This is a genomic window from Promicromonospora sp. AC04, assembly GCF_003058225.1.
In the GTDB taxonomy this organism is placed as follows: Bacteria; Actinomycetota; Actinomycetes; order Actinomycetales; family Cellulomonadaceae; genus Promicromonospora.
Genome location: NZ_QBUG01000003.1, coordinates 146,376 through 172,733, shown reverse-complemented (window position 1 = coordinate 172,733; position 26,358 = coordinate 146,376). Strand labels below are relative to the sequence as shown.

Genomic DNA, 26,358 nt, shown 5'->3' with positions numbered 1-26,358 from the left:
GTCTCACCAGCCGCCCGGCGCCAGCACCTTCCGGATCCGCTTCTCGCTGACCGGGCCGTCCGTGCCGAGCTGCTGCGCGAACAGCGAGACGCGCAGCTCCTCGAGCATCCAGCGCACCTCCGCCAGCTCGGCCGCGCGCGCGGCGTCGGGGGAGCCGGCCGCGTACGTGGCCTGCGCCTTTTCGTAGGCCGAGGTCACGTCGCCGATCCGCCAGGCGAGGTCCGAGTCCCGCGCAGGGTTCTCCGTGGCCTTCGTCAGACGGTGCGAGTCCGCGCGCAGGTAGCGCGCCAGGTGCGGCAGCCGCCGCGGCGGCGTCGCCGACACGAACCCGTCGTGGATCAGGGCCGCGCGGTGCTCGCGGATGTCCTGCAGCGTGTTCAGCAGCGCAAGGCTGCCCGACGCGCGGACCTCCGCCTCGAGCGTCCGGCTCGCCGACAGCGCGGCCACCACGTGCCCGACGATGCGGTACACCTCGTCCTCCAGGTGCTTCCGCACGAACGCCAGCGCGTCGGCATACGCCGCCGCGGACCGCACCGCCGCCGCATCCGGCCCACCCGACGGCGTGTCGTAGCGCGCTTCGTCGGCCGACGACGTCAGCGAGCTCACTGCCGCGAGCTGCAGGTCCGCCACCAGCGCCTCGGTGCTCGCATAGGGGGAGGCGGCCATCGTCAGCGCCTGAGTCCCGGTCCACCGAGACGTGATCCGTCCGGTACCAAGCGCAGCCTCGGACACCAGCAGCCGCCGCACCCCAGCAGCGTGCGCCGAGGCCTGAGCCTGCTCGTCAGCCAGGATCCGCAGAGCAACCCCGACGGCCCGAGCCCGCCCCTTCACCTTCGGAGCAACCTCCTCGACGAGCGCAGGGAACCCCCGCACCACAACCCCGGCCCCCACATCAGTGGACACAGACAACGGCAGCCCTCCGCCGTCGGGCAACCCGGAAGGCCAAGTAGTCAGCCCAGCCTGCTCCCCGACAACAGCACCAGCAGAACCAGCACCCCCGACACCAGCAGGTCCCTCGACACCAGCCCTCCCGCCAACCACCCCACCACTGGAGCTGCGACCCACCCCAGAAGGTGACGGCACTACGGAGGGTGCGGAAGGCGAAGACCCTCGCGCGGACGTATTCCTTCCCGAAGTGGAGGGCCCCCCGGGGCCCGTGAACGCGTCCGCGCGAGGGTCTTCGCCTTCCGCACCCGCCCCAGCCACGCCCCCAGCCGAAGCCGAAGCCGAAGCCGAACCCGAAGCCGAAGCCGAAGCCTCAGCAAGCGCAGCCCCAACAGCCCCCCGCACAGCAGACCGCACAGCAGCCTCAGCCCGACTAGCCAACTTCCGCTGCAACAGCAGCAGATCCTTCGACTCGTCCAGCACAACCGAAGACCCAGAACGCCCGCGCTCCTCCATGACCCGGAACGTCATCCGCAGGTGCCCGGGAAGCCGCGAGACCCGCTCGTCGTCCCACACCTCGGCCGGCACCACCACGTCGCGCAGCACCCGGACGGCCCGCGTGAACGCGGACACGAACGGCTCCGCCATGTCGCCGGCCCGGACGATGTCCTCCCAGGCCGGGCACTCGGCGCGCAGCCAGGCGACGATCTCGCGCGCGACGTCGGGGGCCGGCACGAGCTCGCGCCGCACCGCCTTGGGCAGCGACTTGATGGTCGCGATCGTGAGCTCTTCGAGGAGCCCGGGCACCATCCAGTCGAACCCGTCGGGCACCACGCGCGCGAGCACGGCGACGGGGACGTGCACGGTGACGCCGTCGGCGTCGGACCCGGGCTGGAACTGGTAGGTGAGCGGCAGGGAGAGCTCGCCCTGCGGCCAGGTCTCCGGGAACTGCGCGGTGTCCACGGAGGCGTCGCCGACGAGCTGCTCCATGGTGAAGGTGAGCAGGTCCGGCGTCTCCTTGCGCGCACGCGACCACCAGCGGTCGAAGTGCGCGGCGGACACGACCGAGTCGGGTACGCGCTCGTCGTAGAAGGCGAACAGGTCGTCCTCGTCCGCGACCAGTCCGCGCTGCCGGGAGCGGGCCTCGAGCTCGCCGGCCTCCTCCAGGAGCGCGCGGTTGTCGTGGAAGAACTTGTGGTGCGTGGTCCACTCGCCCTCCACGAGCGCGTGCCGCACGAACATCTCGCGCGCCGCCTCGGGGTCGACCTTCGCGTAGAGCACGCGGCGGTCGGACACGATCGGCACCCCGTACAGCAGCACCTTCTCGCTGCACATCGCGGCACCCTGCTTGGACGACCAGTGCGGCTCGGAGTAGGTGCGCTTCGCGAGCGGCCCGGCGAGGTCCTCGGCCCACTCGGGCTGGATCCGGCTGACGTCGCGCGCCCACAGGCGGCTGGTCTCGACCAGCTCGCCCGCCATGATCCACACGGGCGGCTTCTTCGACAGCGGCGACCCGGGGAAGATCGCGAACCGCGCCCCACGCGCCCCGATGTACTCGTTGCGGGCCTGCTTCTTCGCCCGCTTCAAGGCCCGTTCGCGGGCCTCGCCCCGCAGGTGCGCGACGGCGGACGCCTTGACCTCGCCCGTGTCCTGCATCCCGATCTGCGACAGGAGGCCGGCGAGCAGCGACCTGTGAATGGTGTCGTCGTCCCAGGTCTGGCGGTACGACGGCGGCTCTTGGTCGCCGCCCTCCGCCTCCGCGGTTCGGTCGCCGTCGTTCAGCGAGACCTGGGGTTTGGCGGCGGGGCGATGACGCGGCTGGAAGGACATCTCGATGCCCAGGGGCTTCGACATCTCGCGGAGCTGGGCCACGACGTCCTGCCACTCGCGGATGCGCAGGAAGTTCAGGTACTCGGCCTTGCACTGGCGGCGGAACGCCGAGCTCGACAGCAGGTGCTGCTGCTCGCGCACGTACTCCCAGAGGTTGAGATAGGTGAGGAAGTCGGAGCGCGGGTCGGCGAACCGGGCGTGCAGCTGGTCCGCCTGCGCACGCTGCTCGGCAGGGCGCTCGCGCGGGTCCTGGATCGAGAGCGCGGCAGCGACGATCGCGACCTCGCGGGCGACGCCGTGCCGCGAGCCCTCGATGACCATGCGCGCAAGGCGCGGGTCCATCGGGAGCTGGGCGAGCGTGCGGCCCACCTCGGTGAGCTGCGTGACGGTCTCGTTGGTCGGGCCAGTCGAGACCTCCTCCAGCGCGCCGAGCTCCGTCAGCAGCTGGACGCCGTCGCGGATCGCGCGCGTGTCCGGCGGCTCGACGAAGGGGAAGCGGGCGACGTCGTCGGGCGTGCTGACCACGCCGACCGAGATCATCTGCAGCAGCACCGACGCCAGGGACGTGCGCAGGATCTCGGGCTCGGTGAACTCGGACCGCCCGTCGAAGTCCTCCTGGGAGTAGAGGCGGATCGCTATGCCGTCGGCGACACGGCCGGACCGGCCGCTGCGCTGGTTGGCGGAGGCCTGCGACACCGGCTCGATCGGTAGCCGCTGCACCTTGGTCTGCTTGGAGTAGCGGCTGATGCGCGCGGTGCCGGGGTCGACGACGTAGTGGATGCCCGGGACGGTCAGCGACGTCTCGGCGACGTTCGTCGCGAGCACGATGCGCCGCGAGGCGTGCTGCTGGAAGACCCGGTGCTGCTCCGCGCTCGACAGCCGGGCGTACAGCGGCAGGATCTCGATGTGCTGCGGGTGCTTCGGGTCGCGGGCACGTTCCTTGAAGTGTCCGGCGAGGCCGTCGGCGGCGTCGTGGATCTCGCGCTCGCCCGAGAGGAACACGAGGATGTCGCCGTTCCCCTCGCGCAGCAGCTCGTCGCAGGCGTCGATGATGCCCGTGACGAGGTCCCTCTCCTCGCTGCCGCGCGCCTTGCCCTTCCTCTTGGGCCCGCCGCCGCTGCCCGACGGCGCCTGGTCGCCCTCCGCACCCGCCTCGCCGTCGTCCGGGGAGAGCGGGCGGTAGCGGATCTCGACCGGGTACGTCCGGCCGGAGACCTCGACGATCGGGGCGAGGTCCGCGAGCACGTCGGTGACGTAAGCGGGCGCGCCGCCCCGCTCGGCGAGGGCCGCCGGAGAGAAGTGCGCGGCGAACCGCTCGGAGTCGATGGTGGCCGACGTGATGACCAGCTTCAGGTCGGGCCGCTGGGGGAGGAGCCGCGACAGGTAGCCCAGCAGGAAGTCGATGTTGAGGGACCGCTCGTGCGCCTCGTCGATGATTATCGTGTCGTAGGCGAGCAGCTGGGGGTCGCGCTGGATCTGGGCGAGCAGGATGCCGTCGGTCATGACCTTGACCAGCGTCTCGTCGCTGGACTGGTCGGTGAACCGGACCTGGTAGCCCACCACGCCGCCGAGCTGTGTGCCGAGCTCCTCGGCGATGCGCTCCGCGACCGTGCGCGCGGCCAGCCGCCGGGGCTGCGTGTGCCCGATCTGGCCCTGCCGGCCGCGGCCCAGCTCGAGCGCGATCTTCGGGATCTGCGTCGTCTTGCCGGAGCCGGTCTCGCCGGCCACGATCACCACCTGGTTGTCGCGGATCGCCGCGGCGATGTCCGCGCGGCGGGCCGAGACGGGCAGCTGCGCCGGGTAGGTGATGGGCGGCATCTCGACGGCGGTGCGCTTGGCGGCGGCTGCCTCCAGCTGCGCCGTCGACACGCGCTGCGGCCCACTGCGCCGCGGCCGCCGGCCCTGCTGGGCGGACTGCTCGCCCTTACGCCGCCCCGACCCACGACGGCGGTTCCGGCCTCCGCCCGGGCGGCCGCGATCGCCGTCGGACACTGGGGTGGAAGAAGGCTCGGTACTCACAACCCCTCATTCTCCCAGGAACGGCAAGGTCATTTGCTCCGTGGTCAGAACAGGATGTCGTCGGGGGAGTACTCAAGGGTTACGTCGGGGGCGGGGTCGAAGTATCCGCGGGGTGCGTCGTCGAGCAGGCAGTCGCTCTCCTCGCGAGGGTCGAGGAGCGGTTCGGCCGCCTCGGCGACCTCAGCGCCCATGCGGTTCAGCACGACGTCCGCGTCAACTTCTCTCCCTTGATCGACCGTGCGGTTGCCGTCCTCGAGAGTCAGCCACATCTCGTCCAGGACTCCGATCGGATCTGTGGGTGGTTCCGGGTTCTCAGCGGTGACGTACCAGCCGGCGGCATGGCAGACGATCACGGTGGCACTCCTGCCGTCCGGCGCCTCGTTCACATAGATCGGGATCAGTGGGCGCGGGCCGGATGAGAAGACCCACTTCTTGTCGAGAGCGGCCTCTTCAAGACTGTCCTTGGTATCGCTCTGGATGTTCCAGGCCGTGTCACGTAGGGCTGGTGCGCCGAAGTCTCTGGTCGCGACGGCGATGTCGAGCTCGAGGTACGACGTGCGGACGGCCTGGACCCAGGGGTCGTCCTCCAGTGGGCCGGTCGGCTCTCCGGCGGGCCAGACGACCTTTGGTCGGGAGCCGGGCTCGACCGAACCACCGCCGGTCGGGATCAGTGCGATCGCGATCAGGACGACGGCGACTCCGGCAAGGACCTTGGCAACGGTCGTTGATTCGTTCGTGCTGGACACGGGTTCGGTGAGTCCTCTCAGACGAGACCGGGGTGTCGCAGCGTATTGGGCCCTGGCGCACCTGTCATGGATTCACCGGCCCGCCCGGGCCGTCAGCCGGGTAGGGAGTCAGACCCGCAGGTCACGCGAGCGACCTGCGGGTCTGACACGTCGCCGGTTCAGCTTGCCTGCGCCGCGTTGAGCAGGTCCAGTGCGCCGTGCTGGCAGCCGTGACCCGTTGCGGGCCGGACGAGTGGCCCGGCCCAGTGCGGGCCGTACATGTCGAGCGAGTCACGGTCGTTGCCGTACGCGGCGTCGGCCTGCCGGTCGAGGTAGGCGCTGTACGGACGATCGCCCAGCGCCGCGTTGAGCTTGCCCAGGCCACGCACGTACGCACCCTTGAAGGAGGCGCCGTCGCTGTTGCAGTCGTCGCCCTCGTTCACCTCCCGCAGCACTCCGCCCGGGTTCAGGTACGTGGACGACGTCGAGGCGTTCGCCAGGTTCCGGGCGGTGGTGAGCAGCGCCGCGTCGCCGGTGGCCCGGTGCAGCTCGGCCAGGGCGCCGAGGACGACGCCCTGGTTGTAGGTCCACGTGGGCTGGCCGTTGTTGACGCACGAGTCGTTCAGCCCGTCGTTGATCAGGTTGCCGGAGTTGATCATGCCGCTGGCCCGGAACCAGTCCCACCCCTCCTGTGCTCGCTGCAGGTAGGTCGTGTCGCCGGGGATGCGGTTGTGCAGCGCCGCGTTGAGCTGGATGTACAGCTCGTTGGTGATGGCGTTCTTGTACGCGATGCCGGTGTTCCACTGGACGCCGCCACCGCACGTGCTCGTCCAGTAGGCGCGCATGTGGTCGGCGTCGGCGCGTGCCGTGTTGAGGTACCGGCTGTCGCCGGTCAGGTCGTAGGCGGCGATCCACGCGAGGCCCCACCAGCCGGTGTCGTCGAGGTACTCGTTGCGGAACTGGCCCTCGCGCGCGTTGACGTTCTTGTCGTAGGTCTGCGCGATCGCGTATCGGTAGCTGCCCATCCCGCTGATCCTGGCGTTGTCGATGACGGCGGTGAGAGCGTTGGCCGCCGTCCACCAGCCGTTCGTCTCGAACAGGCCGGTGTTGCGGTCCCACAGCATCATCAGCGACGTCGCCGCGGCCGTCGAGCGGCTGCCGGCGTTGCGGTCGTTGCGGGCCCAGCCGGTGCAGGCGATCTCGGCGCGGTCGCCCGCCTTGCCGCAGGCGCGCAGGGCGCCGACGCCGGTGTTGTTCCAGTCGTCGACGTTGTACATCTGCGTGCGCCAGCCCGTCGAGCCGCTGGGGATCGTGGTGGCGCCGAGCCTGCTGCCCGACGCCCACGTCCGTCCGCCGTCGAAGGACCGGTCCAGCCAGACCTCGTCGCCCGGCTGGCCGCCGTCGATCGAGCCCCAGCCCATGACGTCGGTGTCGGAGACGTGGAGCCGGATGGTCCGGCCGTAGAGCGTGGCACTCACCGGCACGCGGTCGCTCGTCGCGGCCGCGGGGTCTCGGGCATCGCAGTAGATGTCGCAGATCTCGGCCTGTGCGACGGCGCCGGCCCGCGCCCCGGCATCGGGCGCGGCCGCGGTGCCGGCCTGTGCGACGGCGCCCGCCGGGGGCGCGGTGGTGAGCGACGTCGCGAACAGGCAGGCGACGGCGACGGCCGCGGCCGCACTGAGGGCCGGCCGTCCGGTGCGCTTCCCGAAGCGTCGGCGCTGGTTGTTGGAGGGCATCTCTGACAGCGGTGTCATTGGTTCTCCCTGTGCTCGTCCTGGCGTCCGTCTGTGGTGGGTGGAGCGATGGAGCGGTGCACCCGCGGCCGACCGGGCCGCGGCCCGACCAGACTCACCGTCCAGGGGTGAGACGTCAACCGTTCCCGGCGGACTCGGTGCAATGGGGATCGCTCCCCATGTTCACCCGGAAGCTTGCGACCTACGCTTTCGAAATCTCTGTGACGTGCAGGGATGCTGGAGAGGGAGCTGGATGGCTGAGCAGCTGAAGGTCGACGCCGACGCGGTGGAGGGCAGGCGATGAGCCCCGAGACCATCGCGCGCTCCGTGCAGCGCCTGAACGCGGCCGGCGTCGCCTGGCCGACGACGCGCCGGGTCGCCATCACCGTGCGGCTCGCCGGGCTCGCCGACGTGATCGCGCTCGGCGACGGCGTGGTCGGAGGCCCGACGGCGGCGCGGGCCGCCGTCGGGCACGTGCTGCGCGCAGCCGGGAGGGAGACCGATCCGGCCGCCGCGCTCCGCGAGATCGCCAAGGTCCAGCGCGTTCTGTCGGTGATGGAGCCACCCGAGCTGGTGCACCCGACGGCAGACCCGGATCCGCAGGTCGACCCCGATCCGCTGGTGGAGCCGGTCGAGACCGAGGCGTCGGCGGCCTCGTCCACCGACCGTTCGGCCACCAGCACCTCCGCCGTCGAGCGCTCGGCCACGGGCTTGCCGATCCGCCCGGTCCGGACGGCCGGACCGGTCACCGAGGGGCCGGCGTGACCCTCAGCGAGCTCATCGACCTGTGCGAGAGCCGGATCAACGAGCTGAGCCGCAAACGCCATGGGTTCGAGCACCTCGATGTGCCGGAGTACGTCGAGATCCTGATCGACGACCTGCGCGCATCGGCGTCCGGCTGGGACGCGGCCGCCGTCAGCCCGCCCGACGGGAATCCCGCGGCGGTCCGCGGGAACGCCCAGGCCGTCCGGGCCGCGGCGGAGGGCCTCCGCACGCTGGAGACCGCGCTGCGCGGCCACGCCACTGTGGTGCTCGAGGCGCAGGGCCTCGATGCCATGGCCGACACCCTCGACGACTACGCGACCGCCCTGGAGTCCGGGCAGTCAGGCCACTCCTCCGGCCTCGCCGACCTCCGCGCTGCTCAGCAGGACGCCGCCGGGCTGCCCTCGGTGAGCAGCCACGCGGGGCCGGAGGAGGTCAGCGCCGCGTCCACCGCCGCGCTCGCCGTGCTCGACGCCGCCTGCGCCGGGTACGCCGTCTGCCAGGACGCCTACCAGGCCGTGCTCGACGCCGAGGAGGCGCTCCGCGCCGCGCTGTCCGACGCCGGGACCACGCGCGGATCGACGACGCGCCGCCCCGCGGAGGTCCAGCACCACATGCGGCAGCGGAAGAGCGCGACGAAGTAGAGGACGAGACAGAGGAAGCAGGGCGTCCGGCGGACGCCCTGCTTCCTGGTGCCCCGAGCTGCTGCTCGGGGTGCTGTCGGTCAGTACGTGCAGGTGTTCAGCAGCCCCTGCACCGCAGTCTTCTCCGCGGAGTCCAGGGTGAGGCCCCAGCGGTACTTCGTGTGGATCCACATCTTGGAGTACGCGCAGTACTTGGTGGCGAGCGGTGGGACCCACTCGGCGGGGTCGTGGTCGCTCTTCGAGACGTTCACGTTGTCCGTGACGGCGATCAGCTGCGGGCCGGTGAGGTCGTTCGCGAAGTCCTGCCGGCGGCTCGTCGTCCACTCGCTGGCGCCCGAGTGCCAGGCCTCGGACAGGGCGACGACGTGGTCGATGTCGATGTCCGACGCCGCTGTGGCCGTCTGCCCGTCCCACTCGCTGTACCAGGTGCCCGACGTCGGGTAGCAGTCGCTGCCGACCTGCACGTTGCTGCCGTCGCGCTGCAGCACCACCTCGCGGGTGTTGCAGCTGTTGCCCTGGCTGATCCAGTGCGGGAACAGGTCCCGGTCGTACGGGGCGGACGCGCCCTCCGCCCGCACCGTGAGCGCGTTGAGCTCGGACTGCACCTGCGCCTTGGACGGGAGGTCCGGCGGGTAGGCGTCGGCGGGCTGTGGGTACACCACCATGAGGAGCGCGACGAGCGCCAGCGCCGCGACGGATGCGATCAGGTGGCGAGCTGGAAGCCCTCGCCGGGGACCTCGTTGAACGACGAGCTGCGACATGGGACAGACCTTCCTCGAGACTGACCTGGGCGCGTCCATCGTCGAGGCGGCCGGTGACACCCGAATGACCATGATGTGACGGTTAGCGAAATTTCACCCATTCTGCCGCGATGGTCCGCTCTGGATGGGCTCCCTGCTGCCGTCGTCGTCCAAGCGAAAGGCCCGCCTCCGCCGAGCGATCTCGCATGGGGTCTGGGGGTAGACCATGCGAGAAGGCTTGGCGGAGGCGGGCCTCGGTGGGGCCGCCGGTCGGCTCAGACCGCGCCGGCGGTCAGCAGGCCGAAGTAGTAGCCGAGGCCGACCAGGGCCAGGGCGCCGACGGTCTCGATGATGGCGAGCGCGAGGCCCCAGCGGGCGAGCCACAGGTCGAAGCCCTCCTTGCCGGCCCGGGCGACCGCGATGGCGTTCAGGATGACGCCGATGACCGGCAGGGCGGCGAGGAAGAAGGTCACGAGGCTGAAGACCGCGGTCTGCGGGTCCTCTTCCTCGGCGGCGGCAGCGGGAGCGGCCGGCGCGGCGACGGCGGTCGCGGCGGCGACCGGTGCGGCGACCTCGGTCGTGCTGACGGCCGTCGCGGCCTCGGCGGCCGGAGCCTCGGGCGTGGTCTCGACGGCGGCGGTCTCCGTCTCCGCCGTCTCCAGCTTCGCGGTCTCGGCCTGGGCGGGCGCGGCCTCGGGCTCGGAGACCTCGACGGCGGGGGCCTCGGTAGCGGGCTCGGTTGCGGCAGGCGCCTCGGACTCAGCCTTCGCCTCGGACGTCGCCTCCGGCTCGGCAGGCTCGGTCTCCACGACCTCGGTGGCTGTGGCGGTCGCGTTCTCTTCGATCGTGGCCTCGGCGGTCGTGGTGTCGGGCGTGGTCATGGTGGTAGTGCTCCCCTGGTAGCAGGTCTTAGGAAATGTCAGGCCATATTGTGGAGTATCCGAATGGTCTTGGATAGACCGATATCAGCCATGAGCGCAGCAGAGGCCGCCGCTCCGAGGGAGCGACAGCCTCTGCGCTGTTGACGACGCTGCCGGGCGCGCCGGTGGGCGCCCAGGTGCGGCCCGAGATCACATGGAGGCGTTGGCCGGGAGCGAGAGCGCCGCGACGACACCGAGCCCGACGAACACCAGGTACAGCACCGTGAAGATGATCGAGAGGGCGAGGCCCCACTTCGCAAGCTTGCTGTCGAAGCCCGCCTTGCCGGCCTTCGACACCGCGATCGCCGAGAGGATGATCCCGATCGGTGGCGCGACGAAGGCGAGCACGAAGCCGATGATGGCCATGGTGTTCGCCTGCGGGTCCTGGACTGTGCTCTGGACGGCAGGTGCGTTGGGAGTCTCGGTCATGAGGGACTTCCTTTCACGGCCACGATTCCGGCCGCTCGGCTGCGGGCGCGAGTGCGCCCGTACGGACCCGGGTCAGTGTGAAGCATCCCGAGATGTACCAGGAAGACTTCATTGCGTTGTACGCCCGAATCGTTACTCTTATCGATCGTGGGCGTCACCGACGCCGGCGTCCGGCGTCTTCCCCTTGGAGGTGAGGTTCACCCCTGGCGCCGATAATTACCCCGCTCGAGTTCACCTGAGCGTGATAGTCCTGTGCAAGGATCCAAAACGTACGCACTGTGCACTGCGAGGCGGCGCACCGACCGAGGGGGCGAGGCGTGGACGACCAAGCGAAGACGCTTGTTCCGCATGTCCCCCGACCCGGCCTGCGCAAGTACCTCCGCACGGCCTGGCACGGTGCGCTCGCCACGGTGATCACCGCAGGGGTGCTGTTCTCGGCCGCGGCGAGCGTCCCGGCCTCGCCCGGGTCCGGCAACGACGGCGACCCTCCGATCCGGCTCTACGGTGTGCTCGAGAGCGTTTCTGTCGGTGAGACCGAGACCGCCCCCGAGGGCGTGAGCCTGGGCCAGATCGTCGCCGTCCTCGAACGTGCCGAGCAGGAGGCGCGGGAGCAGGGCCCCGACTTCAGCCCGACGGTCGCGCAGGCCGCTGCCGAGCTCGGCATGCTCTACACCACGTACCAGATGCAGCAGCTGGCGTTCGGCGAGAACAACGAGGGCCTCCGCGTTGAGAACGCGCCCGCAGCGCGCGCGCCCGAGAAGGATGCCGACGCCCCGGCGTCGGGCGCAGATAAGGGCAGCTCCGAGAAGGACGGCGCCGGAGAAGACGGTGCCGAGAACGACGGCGCTGACGAGGGCACGAACCAGGACGAGGGCACGAACAAGCAGGACGGCACCGAGACGCCGGCGCCGGAGGAGGACACCCCGCCCGCCGTGCAGGTGGCGGACGAGCACACCTCCGCGACCGAGCCGCACTCCGAGGACGCGCACGCGGGCTACATCACCTACGACCAGGTGGTGATGGCGGCAGTTCGGCTGGCGAACATGCTGGACCCATCGGTGCCGAACGCGCTGGTCGAGGTCGAGGGCACCAACGAGCGCGAGGGGTTCTCGCTGCGCGAGAACCTGCTCGACGTCGTCACCATGTTCGGCGGCTCCACCCTCGGCTACGCGAACGGCCGCATCCCCGCCGACGTGCTGTGCCCGCTGGAGTTCGCGCCGGGTCACATGCTGCGCTGCGACGCGGCCGAGCGGCTGACGGCGCTCAGCGCGCTGTTCGAGGAGGAGTTCGGCTACCCGATCCCGATGACCGACTCCTACCGGTCCTACGAGGCGCAGGTGGCTCTGGCCGGGATCAAGCCGCACCTCGCGGCGATCCCGGGCACGTCGAACCACGGCTGGGGCCTCGCCGTGGACCTGGGCAACCCGATCGCGGGCGGCAGCTCTCCCGAGTACGTCTGGCTGCGCCTGCACGGCCCCGACTACGGCTGGGACAACCCGTCGTGGGCCCAGCTCGGCGGCGCGAAGCCCGAGCCGTGGCACTTCGAGTTCTTCGCGGCCGGGTCCATCCCGAACCGCGCCATCGACCCGTCCGACGTCGGCACCTGGACCCCGAGCGACTCCACGAGCCCGCGCTACAAGCCGTCGCTCGACCCCAAGCCGAGCGACGACAAGTCGGACGACCCGCGCAAGCCCGCCACGAAGCCGTCGGACGAGCCGAGCGACAACCCGCCGTCGGAGAAGCCGTCGAAGCCGACGCCGAAGCCGACACCGAGCGATCCGACGCCGAAGCCGACGACGCCCACGACGAAGCCCACGCCGTCGCCGAGCCCGCCGGACCCGTCGCCTTCGCCGAGCCCGACCGACCCGTCGCCGTCGCCGAGCCCGACGGACCCGTCGCCGAGCCCGTCGGAGCCGACGGAGGAACCGAGCACCGACCCGGACCCGTCGGAGGAATCGCCCGAGGAGTGCCCGGAGACCGAGCCCGTTCCGGGCGAGTCGCCGGCAACGAGCTCCGACGCCGCTGACGAGACCGCCGCTGACGAGACCGCCGCGGACGACGGCGCCGACAGCGGAACAACCGCCGAGGATCCCTGTGCGGTCGCGGAAGGGGACCCGGAGGGCACGGCTGACGCTTCGTCGTCCGGCCTGCTCGGGATCCTCTCCAGTTCGACGAGCGCAGTCTCGGGCGGCCGGCGTCCCCGCGGACGAGGGCTGAGCTGACGGATGGCGGCTGAGTCGACGCCGAGGGGGCAGGCGGAGACGCCGGGCGCAGGGCTGGGTGATCCCCGGCGCTTCCTGCGCTCCGGGCGCCTGGAGGCGATGCCGCGACGATGGCGCGACAAGATCGCGGTGACGCGGTACCTGGCGGTGCAGGCGCTGCCCACGCTCCTGGAGCCGGTGACCGAGCGCGAGCTGACGGACCGGCTGCGGGAGCTGGTCCACGACCCCGCCGGCGTCCGGCGTGCGATGGTGGACCACGGCCTGGTGCAGCGCACACGCGACGGCGCCGAGTACTGGCGCACCGAACGCACCGAGTACGACGCCTGAGCCGGAGGAGCCGGAGCCGCTCGCAAGAGATTCTTGACCGTATTGCGAGACAACGAAGACTCGTGTTTTCAGGATAGGAAATGTCATGACCGAAGAACGAGCCGTCGCGGCGCTCGAGGCGGCGGGCATCCCGTTCGAGATCACCCGGCACGGCCAGGTGGCCAGCCTCGCCGAGGCCGCCGCCGCACGCGGGGTCGAGCCGGCGAGGGTGATCAAGACGATCGTCGTGCGCCGGGCCGACGGAGACTTCCTGTTCGTGCTAGTTCCCGGTGACCGGCAGATCTCGTGGCCGAAGCTGCGTGCGCTGCTCGGCGTCTCGCGGCTGTCGATGCCGAACAAGGATGTGGCTTTCGAGGTCACGGGCTATGAGCGGGGAACCATCACTCCGTTCGGGTCGTTCCACAGGTGGCCCGTCGTCGCGGACTCCCGGCTCGGTGAGCCGGGGCCTGTGTCGATCGGCGGGGGCGCACATGGTGTGGGTGCCACGGTCGATGCCGTCGACCTGACGACGGCGCTCGATGCCACGGTTGCGGACGTGACCGACCCTGCCTGAGTCCGCCTCGGGCAGGCGCCGAGCAGGCCCGCAAGGACGCGGAGACCGGCAGTTCTCCATCGTGCAACGCGACCGTAACGCCATGGGGGTGGACGTAAGCCGGGTGTCGGGTGAACACTCGCCCTAGGCAATTCTTGCCCCGCAGGGGCAAGGAGCGGTCAGACAGCACCAAGAAGTGTCCAAGTCGACGTCCAAGTCAGTGTGTGGAAGTCAGTGCTAACGAAGTCGAGGCCCGACCAATGCAGGACGGAGCGAATGACCCCATGGACCCTCTCCCGTCAGACTCAGCGCAGGACATGGTTCCCGGACCCCTGGGATCCGGTATCGCCTGCCGGAACACCTACGAGGGCACGGTGCTGACCCTCTGGGGTGACATCGACGCGCTGCTGCGCGAGAACGCGAGCGCGGCCATGGCCACGCTCGCAGCACGACCGGACCCCGAGCCTGTCATCGTCGACGCTCGGGACGTCACGTTCATCGACTCCTCCGGGGTGGCCTTCATCCTTCAGGTGTTCGTGCTCGGCGAGGAGACGGGTTCCCCCGTGCTGCTTCGTGAGCCGTCCGCCGTGGTGATGGAGGTCCTGGACATGGTCGGTATCAGCCAACGGATCCCGGTCGTCCGCAACGCCTCGGCCAGCGCCTGAGCCACGGCTGAACCCGGTTTGATCGATCGCGTCCGATCGGGCGCAGGAGTGGCACCCTTGTCCGGTGAAGAACTGGGCAGCGAACCTCACGTACTCCTCCGCGCGCATCGAGCGCCCCCGGACCCTCGCGGAGCTTGCCGGCATCGTCGCCGGCGAGCCCCGCGTCCGGGCCCTGGGATCGCGCCACTCGTTCTGCGACGTCGCTGACACGAAGGGCGTGCACGTACAGCTCGACCTGCTCGACGACGGCAGGCCGGCCCTCGAGGTCGACCCCGCCACCGGCGTGGCCTCGGTCCGGGCAGGCCTGCGCTACGGCGAGGTCGCCGCGGACCTGCACGCGCGGGGCCGAGCCCTCACCGCCATGGCCTCCCTGCCGCACATCTCGGTGGCGGGCGCCGTCGCCACGGGTACCCATGGCTCCGGTGACGGGACGCGCTCGCTGGCGGGCGACGTCGTCGGGCTGGAGCTGATGACCGCCTCCGGTGCGGTGCTGACCCTGCGCCGCGGCGATGCCGACTTTCCCGGGTCCGTGGTGGCGCTCGGCGCCCTCGGCGTCGTGACCCGCGTGGAGCTCGCCACCGTGCCGGCGTTCGACGTGCGCCAGGACGTCTTCACCGGCCTGCCGTGGGACGCGCTGTTCGACAACCTCGACGCGGTGCTGGGTAGCGCGTACTCCGTCAGCATCTTCACGAGCTGGTTCGAGCCCGACGTCCGGCTGGTCTGGTGCAAGTCCCGGGTGGACGACGGCGCGGGCGCCGCACCCGCGCTCCCGGTCGAGCTGGGCGCGGCTCCGGCGACCCGGCCGATGCACCCCCTGCCCGACGTCGACGCCGCGGCGTGCACCGAGCAGGGCGGGGTGCCCGGGCCGTGGTTCGAGCGGCTGCCGCACTTCCGCCTGGACTTCACGCCGTCCTTGGGCGAGGAGCTGCAGTCGGAGTACCTCCTGCCGCGCGCCGCGGGGGCCGACGCCGTCCGCGCCCTGCGGGCCCTCGGGGACCGGCTCGGCCCGCTCCTGCTCACGTCCGAGATCCGCACGGTCGCCGGCGACGACCTGTGGCTCAGCACCGCGCCCGGGGACAGCCTCGCGTTCCACTTCACGTGGCGGCAGGACTGGCCGGCCGTGCGGGCCGTGCTGCCCGAGCTGGAGGCGGCACTGCTGCCGCTCGGCGCGCGCCCGCACTGGGGCAAGCTGTTCACGGTCCCGGTGGCCGACCTCCCGGGCCTGTACCCGCGGTTCGGCGACTTCGCCGAGCTCGCCGCGCGCCTCGACCCGACGGGCAAGTTCCGCGGCGGCTACGTGGAGGCGCTGCTCGCCCCGTGAACCCTGCGCCGTGAAGCAGGCCCGCGAACCTCGCCCCGTGCACCCGGTTTGGCCCCGGGGTGATTTTCTCGGAGGATCGAGGGATGAGCGACGCGCAGAGCAGGACCGCGGAGCCCGAGAAGCGCGAGGAGTTCAGCGGACAGCTGGGGTTCATCCTGTCCGCGGTCGGGTCCGCCGTCGGGCTGGGAAACATCTGGCGGTTTCCCGGGGTGGCCTACGAGAACGGCGGGGGCGCGTTCATCGTGCCCTACCTGGTGGCGCTGCTCACGGCGGGCATCCCGATCCTGTTCCTTGACTACGCGGTCGGGCACCGGTTCCGCGGGGGCGCGCCCCTCGCCTTCCGGCGGATCAAGCGCTGGCTGGAGAGCCTCGGCTGGTTCCAGGTGGCCATCTGCTTCGTCATCGCCGTCTACTACGCGGTGATCATCGCGTGGGCGCTCAGCTTCTTCGGGTACTCCTTCGACCTGCGCTGGGGTGACGACACGGTGAGCTTCTTCACCGGTGAGTACCTCCAGCTGGCCGACGTCGGCGGTGCGGACCCGTGGTTCACGCTGGACTTCGTGCCCGCGGTGCTGATCCCGCTGGCGATCGTGTGGATCGCGACGATCGCGGTGCTGGCCGCAGGGGTGGCCAAGGGCCTGGAGAAGATCAACCTCGTGTTCATGCCCCTGCTGCTCCTCGCGTTCGGGACACTCGTGGTGCGGGCCCTGTTCCTGCCGGGCGCGGCCGACGGGCTGAACGCGCTGTTCACGCCCGACTGGGCGGTGATGGCCGACCCGAACGTGTGGATCGCCGCCTACAGCCAGACCTTCTTCACGCTGTCGGTCGGGTTCGGGATCATGATCACGTACGCCTCCTACCGCAGGCGTCGCGCCAACCTGACGTCGCCCGGCCTGGTCGTGGCGTTCTCCAACTCCGCCTTCGAGGTGTTCGCCGGCATCGGCGTGTTCGCCGGGCTCGGCTTCCTCGCGCACCAGGAGGGGGTGGGGGTGGCCGAGCTCGACGGCATCAGCGGGCCGACGCTCGCGTTCATGACGTTCCCGGCCCTGGTCTCCGAGATGCCGGCGGGGCCGCTCTTCGGGGCGCTGTTCTTCGGGTCGCTCGTCATGGCGGGGTTCATGTCGCTGCTCTCCATCGTGCAGGTGGTCTCCGCGGCGTTCCAGGAGAAGTTCGGCTGGTCCCGCAGGCAGGCCTCCGTCCGCATCGGCGTGGTCTCCGCTGTGCTCTCCGTGCTGGCGTTCTCCACCACCACCGGCCTGGTCGCGCTCGACACCGTCGACCAGTGGGCGAACAACATCGGCATCGTCGTCTCCGCCATCGCGATGTGCGTGCTGCTGGGGTGGGTGCTGCGCCGCACCGAGGAGATGCGGTTCCACCTGAACGCGGTGTCCACGATTCCGGTGGGCCGCTGGTGGACCTTCTGCGTGGTGGTCCTCGGTCCCGTGGTGCTCGCGGCGATGCTGGTCTCGCGGATCGTCAGCCTGGTCCAGGACGGCTACGAGGGGTATGCGGGGTGGTATCTCGTCGTCATGGGATGGGGCACCGTGGTCCTGCTGGTCGTCGCGGCGTTCGTGCTCACCCGGATGCGGTGGCGGGTCGAGCCCGATGTCCACGACACGTGGCCCAGGTTCGGAGGTAGGTCATGAGCAGCGCAGCCATCGCCCTGATGGTCATCTCGCTCGTCGTGCTGTGGGGCGGCCTCGCGGCGAGCATCGTCGTGATCGTGCGCCGGCCCGACCGGACGGACTGGCCGGACGGCTGGGAACAGCACGAGGACGGTGCCGGGGATCGGCCCGACGAGCCGGTCGAGCACGACACCTGACCGGCCCGGCAGGCACTTGACCGGCTCGCCGCGATTCTTTGCCCAAGCCAACCGATATCGGAACGGGCGAAACATTCGCGTAACACGTCTTACATCACAATGTCACAAATGACCCGACCTACCAGGAGACCCCTGATGCGCAGGCTTCCCGCCCTCACCGCCGCGGCGGCACTCACCGCTGCTGCCCTCGTTCTGACTGCCTGCACCGACGCGTCGCAGCAGACCGCAGGCGGTACCGCCTCCGACGACGCCAGCGCCGCGGCGTCGTTCGACCTCTCGACCATCGAGGTCGACGACGAGATCGCCGCGATGCTCCCCGCCGAGATCGCCGAGCGCGGCACCCTCAACGTAGGGTCCGACACCACCTACGCGCCGGCCGAGTACATCGACACCGACGGCCAGACGCCGATCGGCTTCGACGTCGACATGGCGAAGGCCATCGGTGCGGTGCTGGGCCTGGAGACCGAGGTGCAGTCCTCGCCGTTCGACGGCATCATCCCCGCCGTCGGCTCCAAGTACGACGTCGGCATCTCCTCCTTCACGATCACGCCGGAGCGCATCGCCGAGGCGAACATGATCAGCTACTTCCTCGTGGGCTCGCAGTTCGCCGTCGCGACCGGCAACCCGGACGACTTCGACCCGGAGCAGCTGTGCGGCGTCAGCATCACCGTGCAGACCGGGACCATCCAGGACGACGAGCTCACGGCGCTCTCCGAGGACTGCGAGACGGACGGCGACGAGCCGATCGACATCCTGCGCTACGACTCGCAGGCCGACGCCACGACCAACCTCGTTGGCGGCAAGGCGCAGGCCATGTACGCCGACTCGACGGTCGTCGGCTACGCCGTCGAGCAGACCGACGGTCAGATCGAGACCGTCGGCGACGTGCGGGACGCGGCGCCGCTCGGCATCGTCGTCTCGCAGGACGACCAGGAGCTGACCGACGCGGTGCAGGCCGCCGTCCAGAAGCTCATGGACGACGGCACGCTCGTGCAGGTCTTCGACGTCTGGGGCAGCGGCGAGGGCGTGCTGGACGAGGCTGAGCTCAACCCGGCAAGCTGATGAGCGACGTGACGGCACAGACGCACGCTTCGGCGTCGGGCAAGGATCCGGTACCCAACCGGATCCAGGCCCGGCCCGTGCCGCGGCCCGGCCGCATCGTCGCGGCCGTGATCGTGCTGGTCCTGGCCGCCATGGCGGCCAACGCCCTGATCACCAACGACGCCTTCCGCTGGGACGTCGTGTGGCTGTACCTGCGCGACATAGTGGTGATTCGCGGCGTCATGTGGACCCTGATCCTCACGTTCGGGTCGATGGTGGTCGCCATCGTCCTGGCCGTGACGCTCGCGGTGATGCGCCGGTCGGACAACCCGGTCATGCGCTGGGTGAGCTGGGCCTACATCTGGTTCTTCCGCGGCACGCCCATCTACACGCAGCTCATCTTCTGGGGGCTGCTGTCGGTGCTCTACCCGCGGCTGTCGCTGGGCATCCCGTTCGGGCCGGAGTTCTTCTCCTTCCGGACCGACGACGTCTTCACGGCGTTCTGGCTCGCGCTGATCGGCCTCGCGCTCAACGAGGCGGCGTACCTCGCCGAGATCGTGCGCGCCGGCCTGACCTCCGTGGACCCCGGCCAGACCGAGGCCGCGAAGGCCCTCGGCATGAAGGACGGCAAGATCATGCGCCGCGTGGTGCTGCCGCAGGCCATGCGCGTCATCGTGCCGCCGACCGGCAACGAGACCATCTCGATGCTGAAGACCACGTCCCTCGTGGTCGCGCTGCCGTTCACGTACGAGCTCATGTACGCGACCAGCGCGATCGGCAACCGCAACTTCCTGCCGGTCCCGCTGCTCGTCATCGCGGCGCTCTGGTACCTGCTCATCACCTCGATCCTGATGGTGGGCCAGCACTACCTGGAGCAGTACTACGGGCGCGGGTTCGGCACGACGACCCGGCGCCGGGGCCGGGGCAAGGGGCCGGCCGGCGGTAAGCAGGCGGCCATCGCGGCCGCCGGGACCGTCAACGTGGACATCACCAAGGAGGTGACGCCATGAGCGTCGTCGCGGACTCCCCGGCCGGCGCGGCCGGCTCCACGGACATGGTCTCCGTGCGTGCCGTGCACAAGGTGTTCGGCCACGGGCACGACGCCGTGCACGTCCTGAAGGGGGTGGACCTCGACGTCGCGCGCGGCGAGGTCACGGTGATCCTCGGCCCGTCCGGGTCGGGCAAGTCCACGCTGCTGCGCTGCATCAACGAGCTCGAGGAGATCACCGGCGGCTCCGTCGTCGTCGGCGGCGACCTCATGGGCTACCGCAAGGACGCCAAGGGGACGCTGCACCGGCTGCACCCCAAGGTGGTCGCGCGGCAGCGCTCGCGGATCGGCATGGTGTTCCAGCGGTTCCACCTGTTCCCGCACATGACGGCGCTCGAGAACATCATGGAAGCGCCCGTGCAGGTGCGGGGGCTGTCGAAGAAGGCGGCGAAGCAGCGCGCGCTCGAGCTGATCGAGCGCGTGGGGCTCACCGACCGGATGGACCACTACCCGGCGCAGCTCTCCGGCGGCCAGCAGCAGCGGGTCGCCATCGCCCGGGCGCTCGCGATGGACCCGGAGCTCATGCTGTTCGACGAGCCGACGTCGGCGCTCGACCCCGAGCTCGTGGGCGAGGTGCTGTCGGTGATGCAGGACCTGGCGAAGTCCGGCATGACGATGATCGTGGTGACGCACGAGATCGGGTTCGCCCGTGAGGTCGCCGACCACGTCGTGTTCATGGACGACGGCGTGATCGTCGAGAGCGGGCCGCCGTCTGCGGTCCTCGACAACCCGCAGGAGCAGCGCACCAGGGACTTCCTGGCGCACGTGCTCTGACTCGTCCTGCCGAGGTAGGGCGTCTGGCGAGGTAGTCACCCCGGGTGAGTGCCTCGCCAGACGGCTACCTCGGCCGGGCCGGCGGGGCGGCAGACCTCGAAGCGGAGATCGCCGCCGTGGAGGGCCCCGAGCGCCCCTTGTGCGGCCGCAGGGCCACCGGTGGGGCCGCGGGCCCGGTGCGGCGCCAAGGCGCCCGCAGTGACGGCTGTGCCCAGCCTCGGAGTACGGACCGGCCTTGCGGAGTCCCGACGTCGGCCCGCGCCGTCAGTATCTCGGAGGAATCCGTTCGAAAAGAGCGGAACCCCGGCGGTCCCGGTCTGCGTCTAAGGTGCATGACGCAGACGATGCGGCGCACCTGGCGCCGCCAACCAGCGCCGGTGCAGGTCACCGGTCACAGCTCCGGGCGGTGCACCGGATGAGCGAGGTCGCGGTGAGCCTGGAGCCGGAGATGAGCACCGGCGAGTTCCCGGTCGTCCGGAGCGGTCTGGACCCGGTCGCGGAGTTCACTGCCTTCGCACAGGTCAGCACCCCGGCGCTGTACCGGATCGCCTACCTGCTGTGCGGCGACGAGCACCGTGCTAAGGACCTGGTGCAGCTCGCTCTCGAGCGCACGTTCAAGGCCTGGAAGAAGGTGGGCGACGGCGACCCGTTCGCCTACGCGCGCCGGGTCCTGGCGACGGCACGGATCGACACGTGGCGCCGCACCCGCCGCGAGACGCTCACCGACGACCCGGTGAGCAGCCTGCGCGAGGCGAGCGCTCCGGCGTCGGACAGCGGGCTGGGCGAGCGGGACCGCATGGTCCGCGCGCTCATGGTGCTCTCCGTCAAGCAGCGCCGCGTGGTGGTGCTGCGCTACCTGCTCGACCGATCCGAGGCCGAGACGGCCGCAGAGCTCGGCATCTCCGCCGGCACCGTCAAGTCCACGGCCTCACGCGCCTTGGCGCGCCTGCGCACCCTCATGGTGCCCGACGGCGAGGGGAGCCGATCATGAACGTGCACGACATCTACGCGAAGCAGGACGCGGCGCTGGTGGCCGGCCTGCGCGCGGCCGGCTCGACGATCGAGCCGCCGAAGTCCCTCGACTCGGTGGCGATGGCGACCAGGGCGGTGCGGACGGTGCGGCGGCGTCGGACGGCGCTGGTGGTGGCCGGCGGTGCGGCCGGAGTCGTCGTGGCCGCCGCCGGTGCGCTCGCGCTGACCTACGACGCCGCGTCGGACAGGGCGCTGCTCCCCGGTTCGAGCGAGGTGTCCGCGGCGCCGAGCCCCGTGGCCAGCGTGGAACCGACGCCCGAGGAGACCGTCCCGCAGCCTGCCAAGCTCCCCGCGGGCTGGCAGCCGGCGGAGTTCCGCGGGCTGGCGTACGCGATGCCCGGGACCTGGAAGGCGATTCCGTACGACGAGGACTCGGTGGAGTGGTCGGGACCGGGGCAGGAGATCGAGATCGAGGGCGACCCGGGCAACGAGGGCATGGTCGGCTCCATGGCCGACTCGATGTTCATGCTGGCCAGCTTGAAGAAGCCGGGGGAGTGGCCTCGGAACGGGGAGAGCGAGCGCGTGGACCTGGACGTGCAGGGAGCCGACAGAGCGGTGCTGACGACCGGCACGGACCCGGACAGCCAGACCGGATGGGCCGATCTCGTGGTCCATCACACTGGCGGCCTCTGGTACAGCGCCCACCTCGAGTTCGTGACGGATGCGGCCCGCTCGGACCAGGTGGTCCAGGGTTTCGCCGAGTCCCTCGCGTTCACGTCGTCCCCCATCGAGGTGCGCGAGGGCATCGAAGGGCTGCAGGGCAGTGGAGACCTACCGGTGGTCGAGGTGGACCGCGAGACGCCCGCCGACTGGGAGGTGCACGAGCTGAACGGCATGCGGTACTCGGTGCCTGCCGGCATGTCTGCTGATCCGGTGGATGCGGCGCTCACGGACGTCGAGACCTGGATGGTCCCGGACGGGGTCCAGGACGGTGTCGACACCAACATCACGGCGCTCCGGGAGTACGACGGCTACGGCGCGACCACTACCGCACCCGACGACGCGCTCACCTTCCAGATCGAGGGCGCGGGGCGCGTCCAGGTCACGATCCGCGAGTCGGAGCCCTGGCACAACGGCGCGACGCCGCTCGACGTCCAGTTCTGGGTCTGGGACGAGGACATGTCCGGGTCCTGGGGCATCAACGCCACGCTCCCGAACACCCCGGAGGGCGAGCGGACCGCCCTGCGGATCCTGGGCTCGGTCAGCATCTCCTGACCGGACCGCCACCCCCTCGCACGTGTCAGGCGTACAGGTCAGCGAAGGTGACCTGTACGCCTGACACGTGCTGCCTCGTCCGACAGCTCAGCGGCCTGGTGGCCCGGATCACACGGTTCCGAAAAACTTCTGCGGATCCAGATGGAACCTTCGTCCCGGTCGGCCCGTGTTCCGTTCGTGACAGTCACGAGTCCGCGCGCACAAGCGCCAGAGTTCCGGGTTACCAAGCCCGTGATTCTGCGCGTCGTGCGCGCCGACTCCAGCTCTGCGGACGACCTGGAGACCGTGACCACCGAGCAGAACACCCCAGACTCCCCATCCACCACGACACCCGCCCCCGCGACCCGGCCGCTCACAGTGGTCCGAGGTGGGGCGGCGGACATCGATGACGTACCCTCGCTCCCCGTGCGTACAGACCGGCCCACGGCCACTCACGCGCGCAGGAACGCACAGGCTTCGAAGAACGAAGAGTTCACGGCGTTCATGCGAGAGGCAAAGGATCCACTGCACCGGATGGCCTTCCTGCTGAGCGGTGACGCTCACCGCGCGGAGGAGCTCACCCAGCAGACTTTCGAGCGGTGCTACCGGCACTGGCACAAGGCCAGACAGGGCGACCCGCTGGTGTACGCGCGGCGTGTGCTGGCGAACCTGCGGATCGATGCCTGGCGCCGTACGCGGCGCGAGGTCCTGACCGGCCCCGAGGAGCTGCCGCAGGACGACGTCCGCGTCTCCCGCCAGTCGGCCCGGATGCCCACGCGCACCGTGGACGATCGCGACGCCGTCGTGCGCGCCCTCCTGCGCCTTCCCCTGAAGCAGCGCCGGGTAGTGGTGCTGCGTCATCTCCTCGACCTGTCGGAGTCCGAGGTCTCGAACGAGCTCGGCATTCCTCTCGGCACCGTGAAGTCCACGGCCTCGCGCGGCCTCGCCCACCTGCGCGCGATCCTCGATCTCGATTCACTGGGCGGAAATCGATGAACATGAACCTCTCCCAAGGCGCCCCCGACGACGAGTTCGTCGCCCGGGTCCGTGAGTCGGCGCACGCGGCGGTACCGCCATCGACGCTGGACCTGGACAGCGTCCTGCGGTCGAGCCGCCGCAAGCACGCCACGCGGCGTGCGAGCGTCACGCTGGCATCCACGCTGGCGCTCGCCACGGTCGGCGCCGGAGCGGCGGGCGCGCTGCCCGGTATCCCGGGACTCTGGAGCAGCTCTCCGGTTGAGGTCGCGCCCATCGAGTCGGCGCAGCCGCTGGACACCGTCCCGGTCGAGCCCGCGCCGCCGTCGCCCACCGCGATCCCGACGCCGGACCCGGAGGCGCAGGTCGCGAACCTCGCGCCCGGCGTGAGCACCGTGGCGAAGCCCGCGGCCTACCGCGTCGACGGGGACACGGCTGTGCTCGACCTCGGTCTCGATGCAGGGGGTGGCGACCGCTATCTCGCGGTGGTGACCCTGGCGAAGATCGACGGCCGGCACAGCGCCACAGACCTGGAGGTCCTGGCGGGCGGGGACACCGCCCTCCAGAACCTCCGCGCAGGGAACCTCGGAGGAACCCTGCTCTGGCGAGGCGTCACGTCCGACGCGATGGTCCTGCCGTCCGACGGCGGCCCGGCACTCGTGTTCGGATTCTCCTCCGGGGCGACGGAGGGGGACCAGTTCCTGGTCTTCGACGACCCGCAGACCAATGGTGCCGCGGACGCGCAGGGGGCGTCCGCGTCACCGGGGACCGGCACCGACGGTGCCGGCGTGGCGGGTGCGCCCGAAGCGGGCGCGTCGCTCAAGGTCACGCCGTTCGACGTGCTCGGCGACGGCAGCGTGTGGATGCGGGTCCTGCAGGTGGACCGCTCGACGGCGGAGCCGCGCGGGTTCGTCTACTCGAAGCAGGGCACGTGGAGCGCCTCCTGGTGCCGCAGCACCTCGCCCGAGTGTGCGGTCATCCATGACGTCGCGGGCAACGCCGTGGACACGCCGCAGGCCGCGACGCCCGCGCCGATGGTCGCGGAGCTCGCTTCGATGCTGGCCGAGGACGCGGCGGCGAACGAGGTCCCCGCGATGGAGACCTGCGTCGCGCAGCGCACCGGAACGAGCTGGACGGCGCCGCCGCAGCTCACCGGCAAGGCGTTCTGGCGGGCGCCGAACGGCGTGGACTCCAACGTCTGGCGGCTCTGTCTGATCGACATGAGCGAGGCGCTGCAGCTCGCATCGACGGGCGACGTCCTGCCCGGCGGCGAGGTGTCGCCCGACCCGGCTCCGAGCAAGGAGCCGACCGAAGCTCCCGAGGACAACGAGGATCCCCTCGGCCTCGGTGAACTCCTGGAGGATCTCCTGGGGTTGTGAGACTTCCCGGTCCACGTCTCGTCTGGGGAGATGGCGTGGACCGGGAACACACGAGCGGGCCGAGGCAGAGTCTGGGGATCTGCCTCGGCCCGTTCTATCTTGTGACGACGCCTCCTACGCCGAACAGGGCGAGGGACGCGCCGAGCGATTCGGGCTACTCGCCGTCCTCGCAGGCGATGCCGTTGCCGTTCCCGTCGAGGTGCGGCAGGTAGCCCGGCTCCGTGTTGGGGAGCGGGGCAGCGCCGGCGGCGCGCACTGCGTCGCAGTTCCAGTAGAAGACGGTGCCAGGGTTCCCGCCGTTCCCGTTCCCGTTGCCGTCGTCCTCCTGCTCTTCCTGCTGCTCCTGCTCTTGCTGCTCCTGCTGCTGCTCGAGCGCGGTCTCCTGCTCCTGGACCTGAGCCTCGCGGTCGGCCAGGGCCTGTTCGCGCTTGGCCACCTCGTCGCGCTGCTTGTCGATCTGAGCGCGGTCGGCCTCGATCTCGGCACGCTGCTCGTCGATCTGCGACTGGATGTTCTGGGCGTCGGTGATCGCCTGGTTCGCGTCGGCCTGCTGGCCGGCCGTGATCACCACACCCACGATCACGCCGAGTGCGAGGCCGGCCACGGCGATGGCGATCATGAGCCCGGCACCTGGCGCACGCGAACCCTGGCGCGCGGGCGCGCCGGGGCGCGGCCCCGCAGCCAAGGGTGCGACCTGCATCGGTCCGGCAGGCATCGGCCCGCCGGGGCGGGAGCGGTTCGCGTCGTCGATGCTCAGCGGACCGGGACCGGGGGCTCCGGGACCGGTCGCCAGCGGCGGCGGGCCGCCGGGCGCCGTCGCCTTCCGGCCACCGAGCCCCTTGAGGGCGGCGAGCACGCCGGTGGTCGGGCCCTTGGCCGCCGTGCCCGGGGGCGGGGGCGGAGGTGCCATCACCGGCGGCGGGTAGACGGGCTGCGGGCCGGAGCCGGGCCGGGGCGCGCCCGGAGCCGGGGGAGCGCTGATGGGCGCCATGGTCATGGTCGAGCCCATCGCGTCGGCAGGCGATATGCCGGGCGGGCCCGGTGGCGCGGGGGCCGGGCGGACGCCCGGACCGTCGATCACCTGGATCGCGACGGTCCGCGTGTCCGCTCCCGCGTCCGTCCTGTCGGCGGGCGCCGGCGGTGTGACGGGAGCCGGCGGTGCGGGGGGTGCTGAGGGTGCGGGGGGTGCGACGCCGTGGGGTCCGGCGTCGGGCTGGGGAGTGTCCGGTCGGTCGACCCAGTAGTCCCAACCGGGCGGGGCCGGCGGCCACGACGGGTCGGGAGCCCAGGCGGAGTCGGGTCGGAATCCCGGGGGCACCTGCCAACCCGGAGGCGGGTT

General features: G+C 71.0%; 24 protein-coding genes. 17 read left to right on the top strand and 7 right to left on the bottom strand.

The annotated features are described in order from the left end of the window. Positions 1-3 precede the first annotated feature (3 nt). The 3 genes from hrpA to C8K30_RS09885 all read right to left on the bottom strand — a co-directional run bounded on the left by hrpA (position 4) and on the right by C8K30_RS09885 (position 7,213). Entirely contained in the window at positions 4-4,707 is a 4,704-nt protein-coding gene (gene hrpA, locus C8K30_RS09895) for an ATP-dependent RNA helicase HrpA (protein WP_108492737.1), read from the bottom strand. A 71-nt stretch (positions 4,708-4,778) separates the two neighbouring features. Then, positions 4,779-5,480 carry a hypothetical protein gene (locus tag C8K30_RS09890; protein ID WP_108492736.1) on the bottom strand — a complete coding sequence of 234 codons (702 nt, stop codon included), beginning with the start codon at positions 5,478-5,480 and terminating at the stop codon, positions 4,779-4,781. 158 nt (positions 5,481-5,638) lie between these two features. Then, positions 5,639-7,213, bottom strand: coding sequence for a glycoside hydrolase family 76 protein (locus tag C8K30_RS09885; RefSeq protein WP_199230428.1), 1,575 nt, complete (start codon positions 7,211-7,213; stop codon positions 5,639-5,641). 279 nt (positions 7,214-7,492) lie between these two features. On the opposite strand from C8K30_RS09885, the gene C8K30_RS09880 reads away from it, so the two are divergent. Then, positions 7,493-7,957: a hypothetical protein gene (locus C8K30_RS09880; RefSeq protein WP_108492735.1), complete on the top strand. Its 465-nt coding sequence runs from the start codon at positions 7,493-7,495 to the stop codon at positions 7,955-7,957. Next, entirely contained in the window at positions 7,954-8,598 is a 645-nt protein-coding gene (locus C8K30_RS09875) for a hypothetical protein (RefSeq protein ID WP_108492734.1), read from the top strand. The genes C8K30_RS09880 and C8K30_RS09875 overlap by 4 nt, the downstream gene beginning before the upstream one ends. An 80-nt stretch (positions 8,599-8,678) precedes the next feature. Here C8K30_RS09875 and C8K30_RS09870 read toward each other — a convergent pair whose 3' ends face one another. The 3 genes from C8K30_RS09870 to C8K30_RS09860 form a co-directional block, all read right to left on the bottom strand. Beyond that, positions 8,679-9,359, bottom strand: a complete 681-nt coding sequence (locus C8K30_RS09870) for an HNH endonuclease family protein (RefSeq protein ID WP_108492733.1) — start codon at positions 9,357-9,359, stop codon at positions 8,679-8,681. A gap of 254 nt (positions 9,360-9,613) precedes the next feature. Next, positions 9,614-10,219 carry a hypothetical protein gene (locus C8K30_RS09865; RefSeq protein WP_108492732.1) on the bottom strand — a complete coding sequence of 202 codons (606 nt, stop codon included), beginning with the start codon at positions 10,217-10,219 and terminating at the stop codon, positions 9,614-9,616. A gap of 189 nt (positions 10,220-10,408) precedes the next feature. Further along, positions 10,409-10,687 (bottom strand): hypothetical protein, encoded by a 279-nt coding sequence (locus tag C8K30_RS09860; RefSeq protein WP_108492731.1) that lies wholly within the window; start codon positions 10,685-10,687, stop codon positions 10,409-10,411. A 317-nt stretch (positions 10,688-11,004) separates the two neighbouring features. Here C8K30_RS09860 and C8K30_RS09855 point away from each other — a divergent pair, with 317 nt between their 5' ends. The 14 genes from C8K30_RS09855 (at position 11,005) to C8K30_RS09790 (ending at position 25,019) form a co-directional block, all read left to right on the top strand. Then, positions 11,005-12,909, top strand: coding sequence for a M15 family metallopeptidase (locus C8K30_RS09855; RefSeq protein WP_108492730.1), 1,905 nt, complete (start codon positions 11,005-11,007; stop codon positions 12,907-12,909). A 3-nt stretch (positions 12,910-12,912) separates the two neighbouring features. Further along, positions 12,913-13,236, top strand: coding sequence for a DUF2087 domain-containing protein (locus C8K30_RS09850; RefSeq protein ID WP_108492729.1), 324 nt, complete (start codon positions 12,913-12,915; stop codon positions 13,234-13,236). A gap of 85 nt (positions 13,237-13,321) precedes the next feature. After that, positions 13,322-13,789, top strand: coding sequence for an aminoacyl-tRNA deacylase (locus C8K30_RS09845; RefSeq protein WP_108492728.1), 468 nt, complete (start codon positions 13,322-13,324; stop codon positions 13,787-13,789). A gap of 296 nt (positions 13,790-14,085) precedes the next feature. Then, entirely contained in the window at positions 14,086-14,433 is a 348-nt protein-coding gene (locus C8K30_RS09840; RefSeq protein WP_108492727.1) for an STAS domain-containing protein, read from the top strand. A gap of 64 nt (positions 14,434-14,497) precedes the next feature. Continuing rightward, on the top strand, positions 14,498-15,754 hold the full coding sequence (locus tag C8K30_RS09835; RefSeq protein ID WP_108492726.1) for a D-arabinono-1,4-lactone oxidase: 1,257 nt from the start codon (positions 14,498-14,500) through the stop codon (positions 15,752-15,754). A gap of 83 nt (positions 15,755-15,837) precedes the next feature. Next, positions 15,838-17,400 (top strand): sodium-dependent transporter, encoded by a 1,563-nt coding sequence (locus C8K30_RS09830; RefSeq protein WP_108492725.1) that lies wholly within the window; start codon positions 15,838-15,840, stop codon positions 17,398-17,400. After that, positions 17,397-17,576 carry a methionine/alanine import family NSS transporter small subunit gene (locus C8K30_RS09825; RefSeq protein WP_108492724.1) on the top strand — a complete coding sequence of 60 codons (180 nt, stop codon included), beginning with the start codon at positions 17,397-17,399 and terminating at the stop codon, positions 17,574-17,576. Before C8K30_RS09830 ends, C8K30_RS09825 begins: the two co-directional genes overlap by 4 nt. Positions 17,577-17,711: 135 nt before the next feature. Then, on the top strand, positions 17,712-18,638 hold the full coding sequence (locus C8K30_RS09820; protein ID WP_108492723.1) for an ABC transporter substrate-binding protein: 927 nt from the start codon (positions 17,712-17,714) through the stop codon (positions 18,636-18,638). After that, positions 18,638-19,627, top strand: coding sequence for an amino acid ABC transporter permease (locus tag C8K30_RS09815; protein WP_108492722.1), 990 nt, complete (start codon positions 18,638-18,640; stop codon positions 19,625-19,627). The genes C8K30_RS09820 and C8K30_RS09815 overlap by 1 nt, the downstream gene beginning before the upstream one ends. Then, positions 19,624-20,439: an amino acid ABC transporter ATP-binding protein gene (locus C8K30_RS09810; protein WP_369939652.1), complete on the top strand. Its 816-nt coding sequence runs from the start codon at positions 19,624-19,626 to the stop codon at positions 20,437-20,439. Before C8K30_RS09815 ends, C8K30_RS09810 begins: the two co-directional genes overlap by 4 nt. Before the next feature lie 415 nt (positions 20,440-20,854). After that, entirely contained in the window at positions 20,855-21,430 is a 576-nt protein-coding gene (locus tag C8K30_RS09805; protein WP_108492721.1) for a SigE family RNA polymerase sigma factor, read from the top strand. Continuing rightward, positions 21,427-22,686, top strand: a complete 1,260-nt coding sequence (locus tag C8K30_RS09800) for a hypothetical protein (protein WP_108492720.1) — start codon at positions 21,427-21,429, stop codon at positions 22,684-22,686. The genes C8K30_RS09805 and C8K30_RS09800 overlap by 4 nt, the downstream gene beginning before the upstream one ends. Positions 22,687-23,043: 357 nt before the next feature. Continuing rightward, positions 23,044-23,661 (top strand): SigE family RNA polymerase sigma factor, encoded by a 618-nt coding sequence (locus C8K30_RS09795; protein ID WP_369939819.1) that lies wholly within the window; start codon positions 23,044-23,046, stop codon positions 23,659-23,661. Positions 23,662-23,663: 2 nt separating this feature from the next. Further along, on the top strand, positions 23,664-25,019 hold the full coding sequence (locus C8K30_RS09790) for a hypothetical protein (protein ID WP_108492719.1): 1,356 nt from the start codon (positions 23,664-23,666) through the stop codon (positions 25,017-25,019). Between the two features lie 154 nt (positions 25,020-25,173). Here C8K30_RS09790 and C8K30_RS31665 read toward each other — a convergent pair whose 3' ends face one another. Then, the gene (locus C8K30_RS31665) at positions 25,174-26,016 is read right to left on the bottom strand and encodes an excalibur calcium-binding domain-containing protein (protein WP_146197405.1); all 843 of its coding nucleotides are present in this window, start codon (positions 26,014-26,016) and stop codon (positions 25,174-25,176) included. On the opposite strand from C8K30_RS31665, the gene C8K30_RS09780 reads away from it, so the two are divergent. After that, positions 26,000-26,263, top strand: a complete 264-nt coding sequence (locus tag C8K30_RS09780) for a hypothetical protein (protein WP_108492717.1) — start codon at positions 26,000-26,002, stop codon at positions 26,261-26,263. The genes C8K30_RS31665 and C8K30_RS09780 overlap by 17 nt on opposite strands. Positions 26,264-26,358 lie beyond the last annotated feature (95 nt).

Bases quoted from the DNA above. Each gene is read 5' to 3' on its own strand.
- C8K30_RS09885 (WP_199230428.1), bottom strand. From the start codon at position 7,213: ATGACACCGCTGTCAGAGATGCCCTCCAACAACCAGCGCCGACGCTTC.
- C8K30_RS09880 (WP_108492735.1), top strand. From the start codon at position 7,493: ATGAGCCCCGAGACCATCGCGCGCTCCGTGCAGCGCCTGAACGCGGCC.
- C8K30_RS09870 (WP_108492733.1), bottom strand. From the start codon at position 9,359: ATGTCGCAGCTCGTCGTTCAACGAGGTCCCCGGCGAGGGCTTCCAGCT.
- C8K30_RS09865 (WP_108492732.1), bottom strand. From the start codon at position 10,219: ATGACCACGCCCGACACCACGACCGCCGAGGCCACGATCGAAGAGAAC.
- C8K30_RS09860 (WP_108492731.1), bottom strand. From the start codon at position 10,687: ATGACCGAGACTCCCAACGCACCTGCCGTCCAGAGCACAGTCCAGGAC.
- C8K30_RS09850 (WP_108492729.1), top strand. From the start codon at position 12,913: ATGGCGGCTGAGTCGACGCCGAGGGGGCAGGCGGAGACGCCGGGCGCA.
- C8K30_RS09845 (WP_108492728.1), top strand. From the start codon at position 13,322: ATGACCGAAGAACGAGCCGTCGCGGCGCTCGAGGCGGCGGGCATCCCG.
- C8K30_RS09840 (WP_108492727.1), top strand. From the start codon at position 14,086: ATGGTTCCCGGACCCCTGGGATCCGGTATCGCCTGCCGGAACACCTAC.
- C8K30_RS09830 (WP_108492725.1), top strand. From the start codon at position 15,838: ATGAGCGACGCGCAGAGCAGGACCGCGGAGCCCGAGAAGCGCGAGGAG.
- C8K30_RS09825 (WP_108492724.1), top strand. From the start codon at position 17,397: ATGAGCAGCGCAGCCATCGCCCTGATGGTCATCTCGCTCGTCGTGCTG.
- C8K30_RS09820 (WP_108492723.1), top strand. From the start codon at position 17,712: ATGCGCAGGCTTCCCGCCCTCACCGCCGCGGCGGCACTCACCGCTGCT.
- C8K30_RS09815 (WP_108492722.1), top strand. From the start codon at position 18,638: ATGAGCGACGTGACGGCACAGACGCACGCTTCGGCGTCGGGCAAGGAT.
- C8K30_RS09810 (WP_369939652.1), top strand. From the start codon at position 19,624: ATGAGCGTCGTCGCGGACTCCCCGGCCGGCGCGGCCGGCTCCACGGAC.
- C8K30_RS09805 (WP_108492721.1), top strand. From the start codon at position 20,855: ATGAGCGAGGTCGCGGTGAGCCTGGAGCCGGAGATGAGCACCGGCGAG.
- C8K30_RS09800 (WP_108492720.1), top strand. From the start codon at position 21,427: ATGAACGTGCACGACATCTACGCGAAGCAGGACGCGGCGCTGGTGGCC.
- C8K30_RS09790 (WP_108492719.1), top strand. From the start codon at position 23,664: ATGAACCTCTCCCAAGGCGCCCCCGACGACGAGTTCGTCGCCCGGGTC.
- C8K30_RS09780 (WP_108492717.1), top strand. From the start codon at position 26,000: ATGGGCGCCATGGTCATGGTCGAGCCCATCGCGTCGGCAGGCGATATG.
- C8K30_RS31665 (WP_146197405.1), bottom strand. From the start codon at position 26,016: ATGACCATGGCGCCCATCAGCGCTCCCCCGGCTCCGGGCGCGCCCCGG.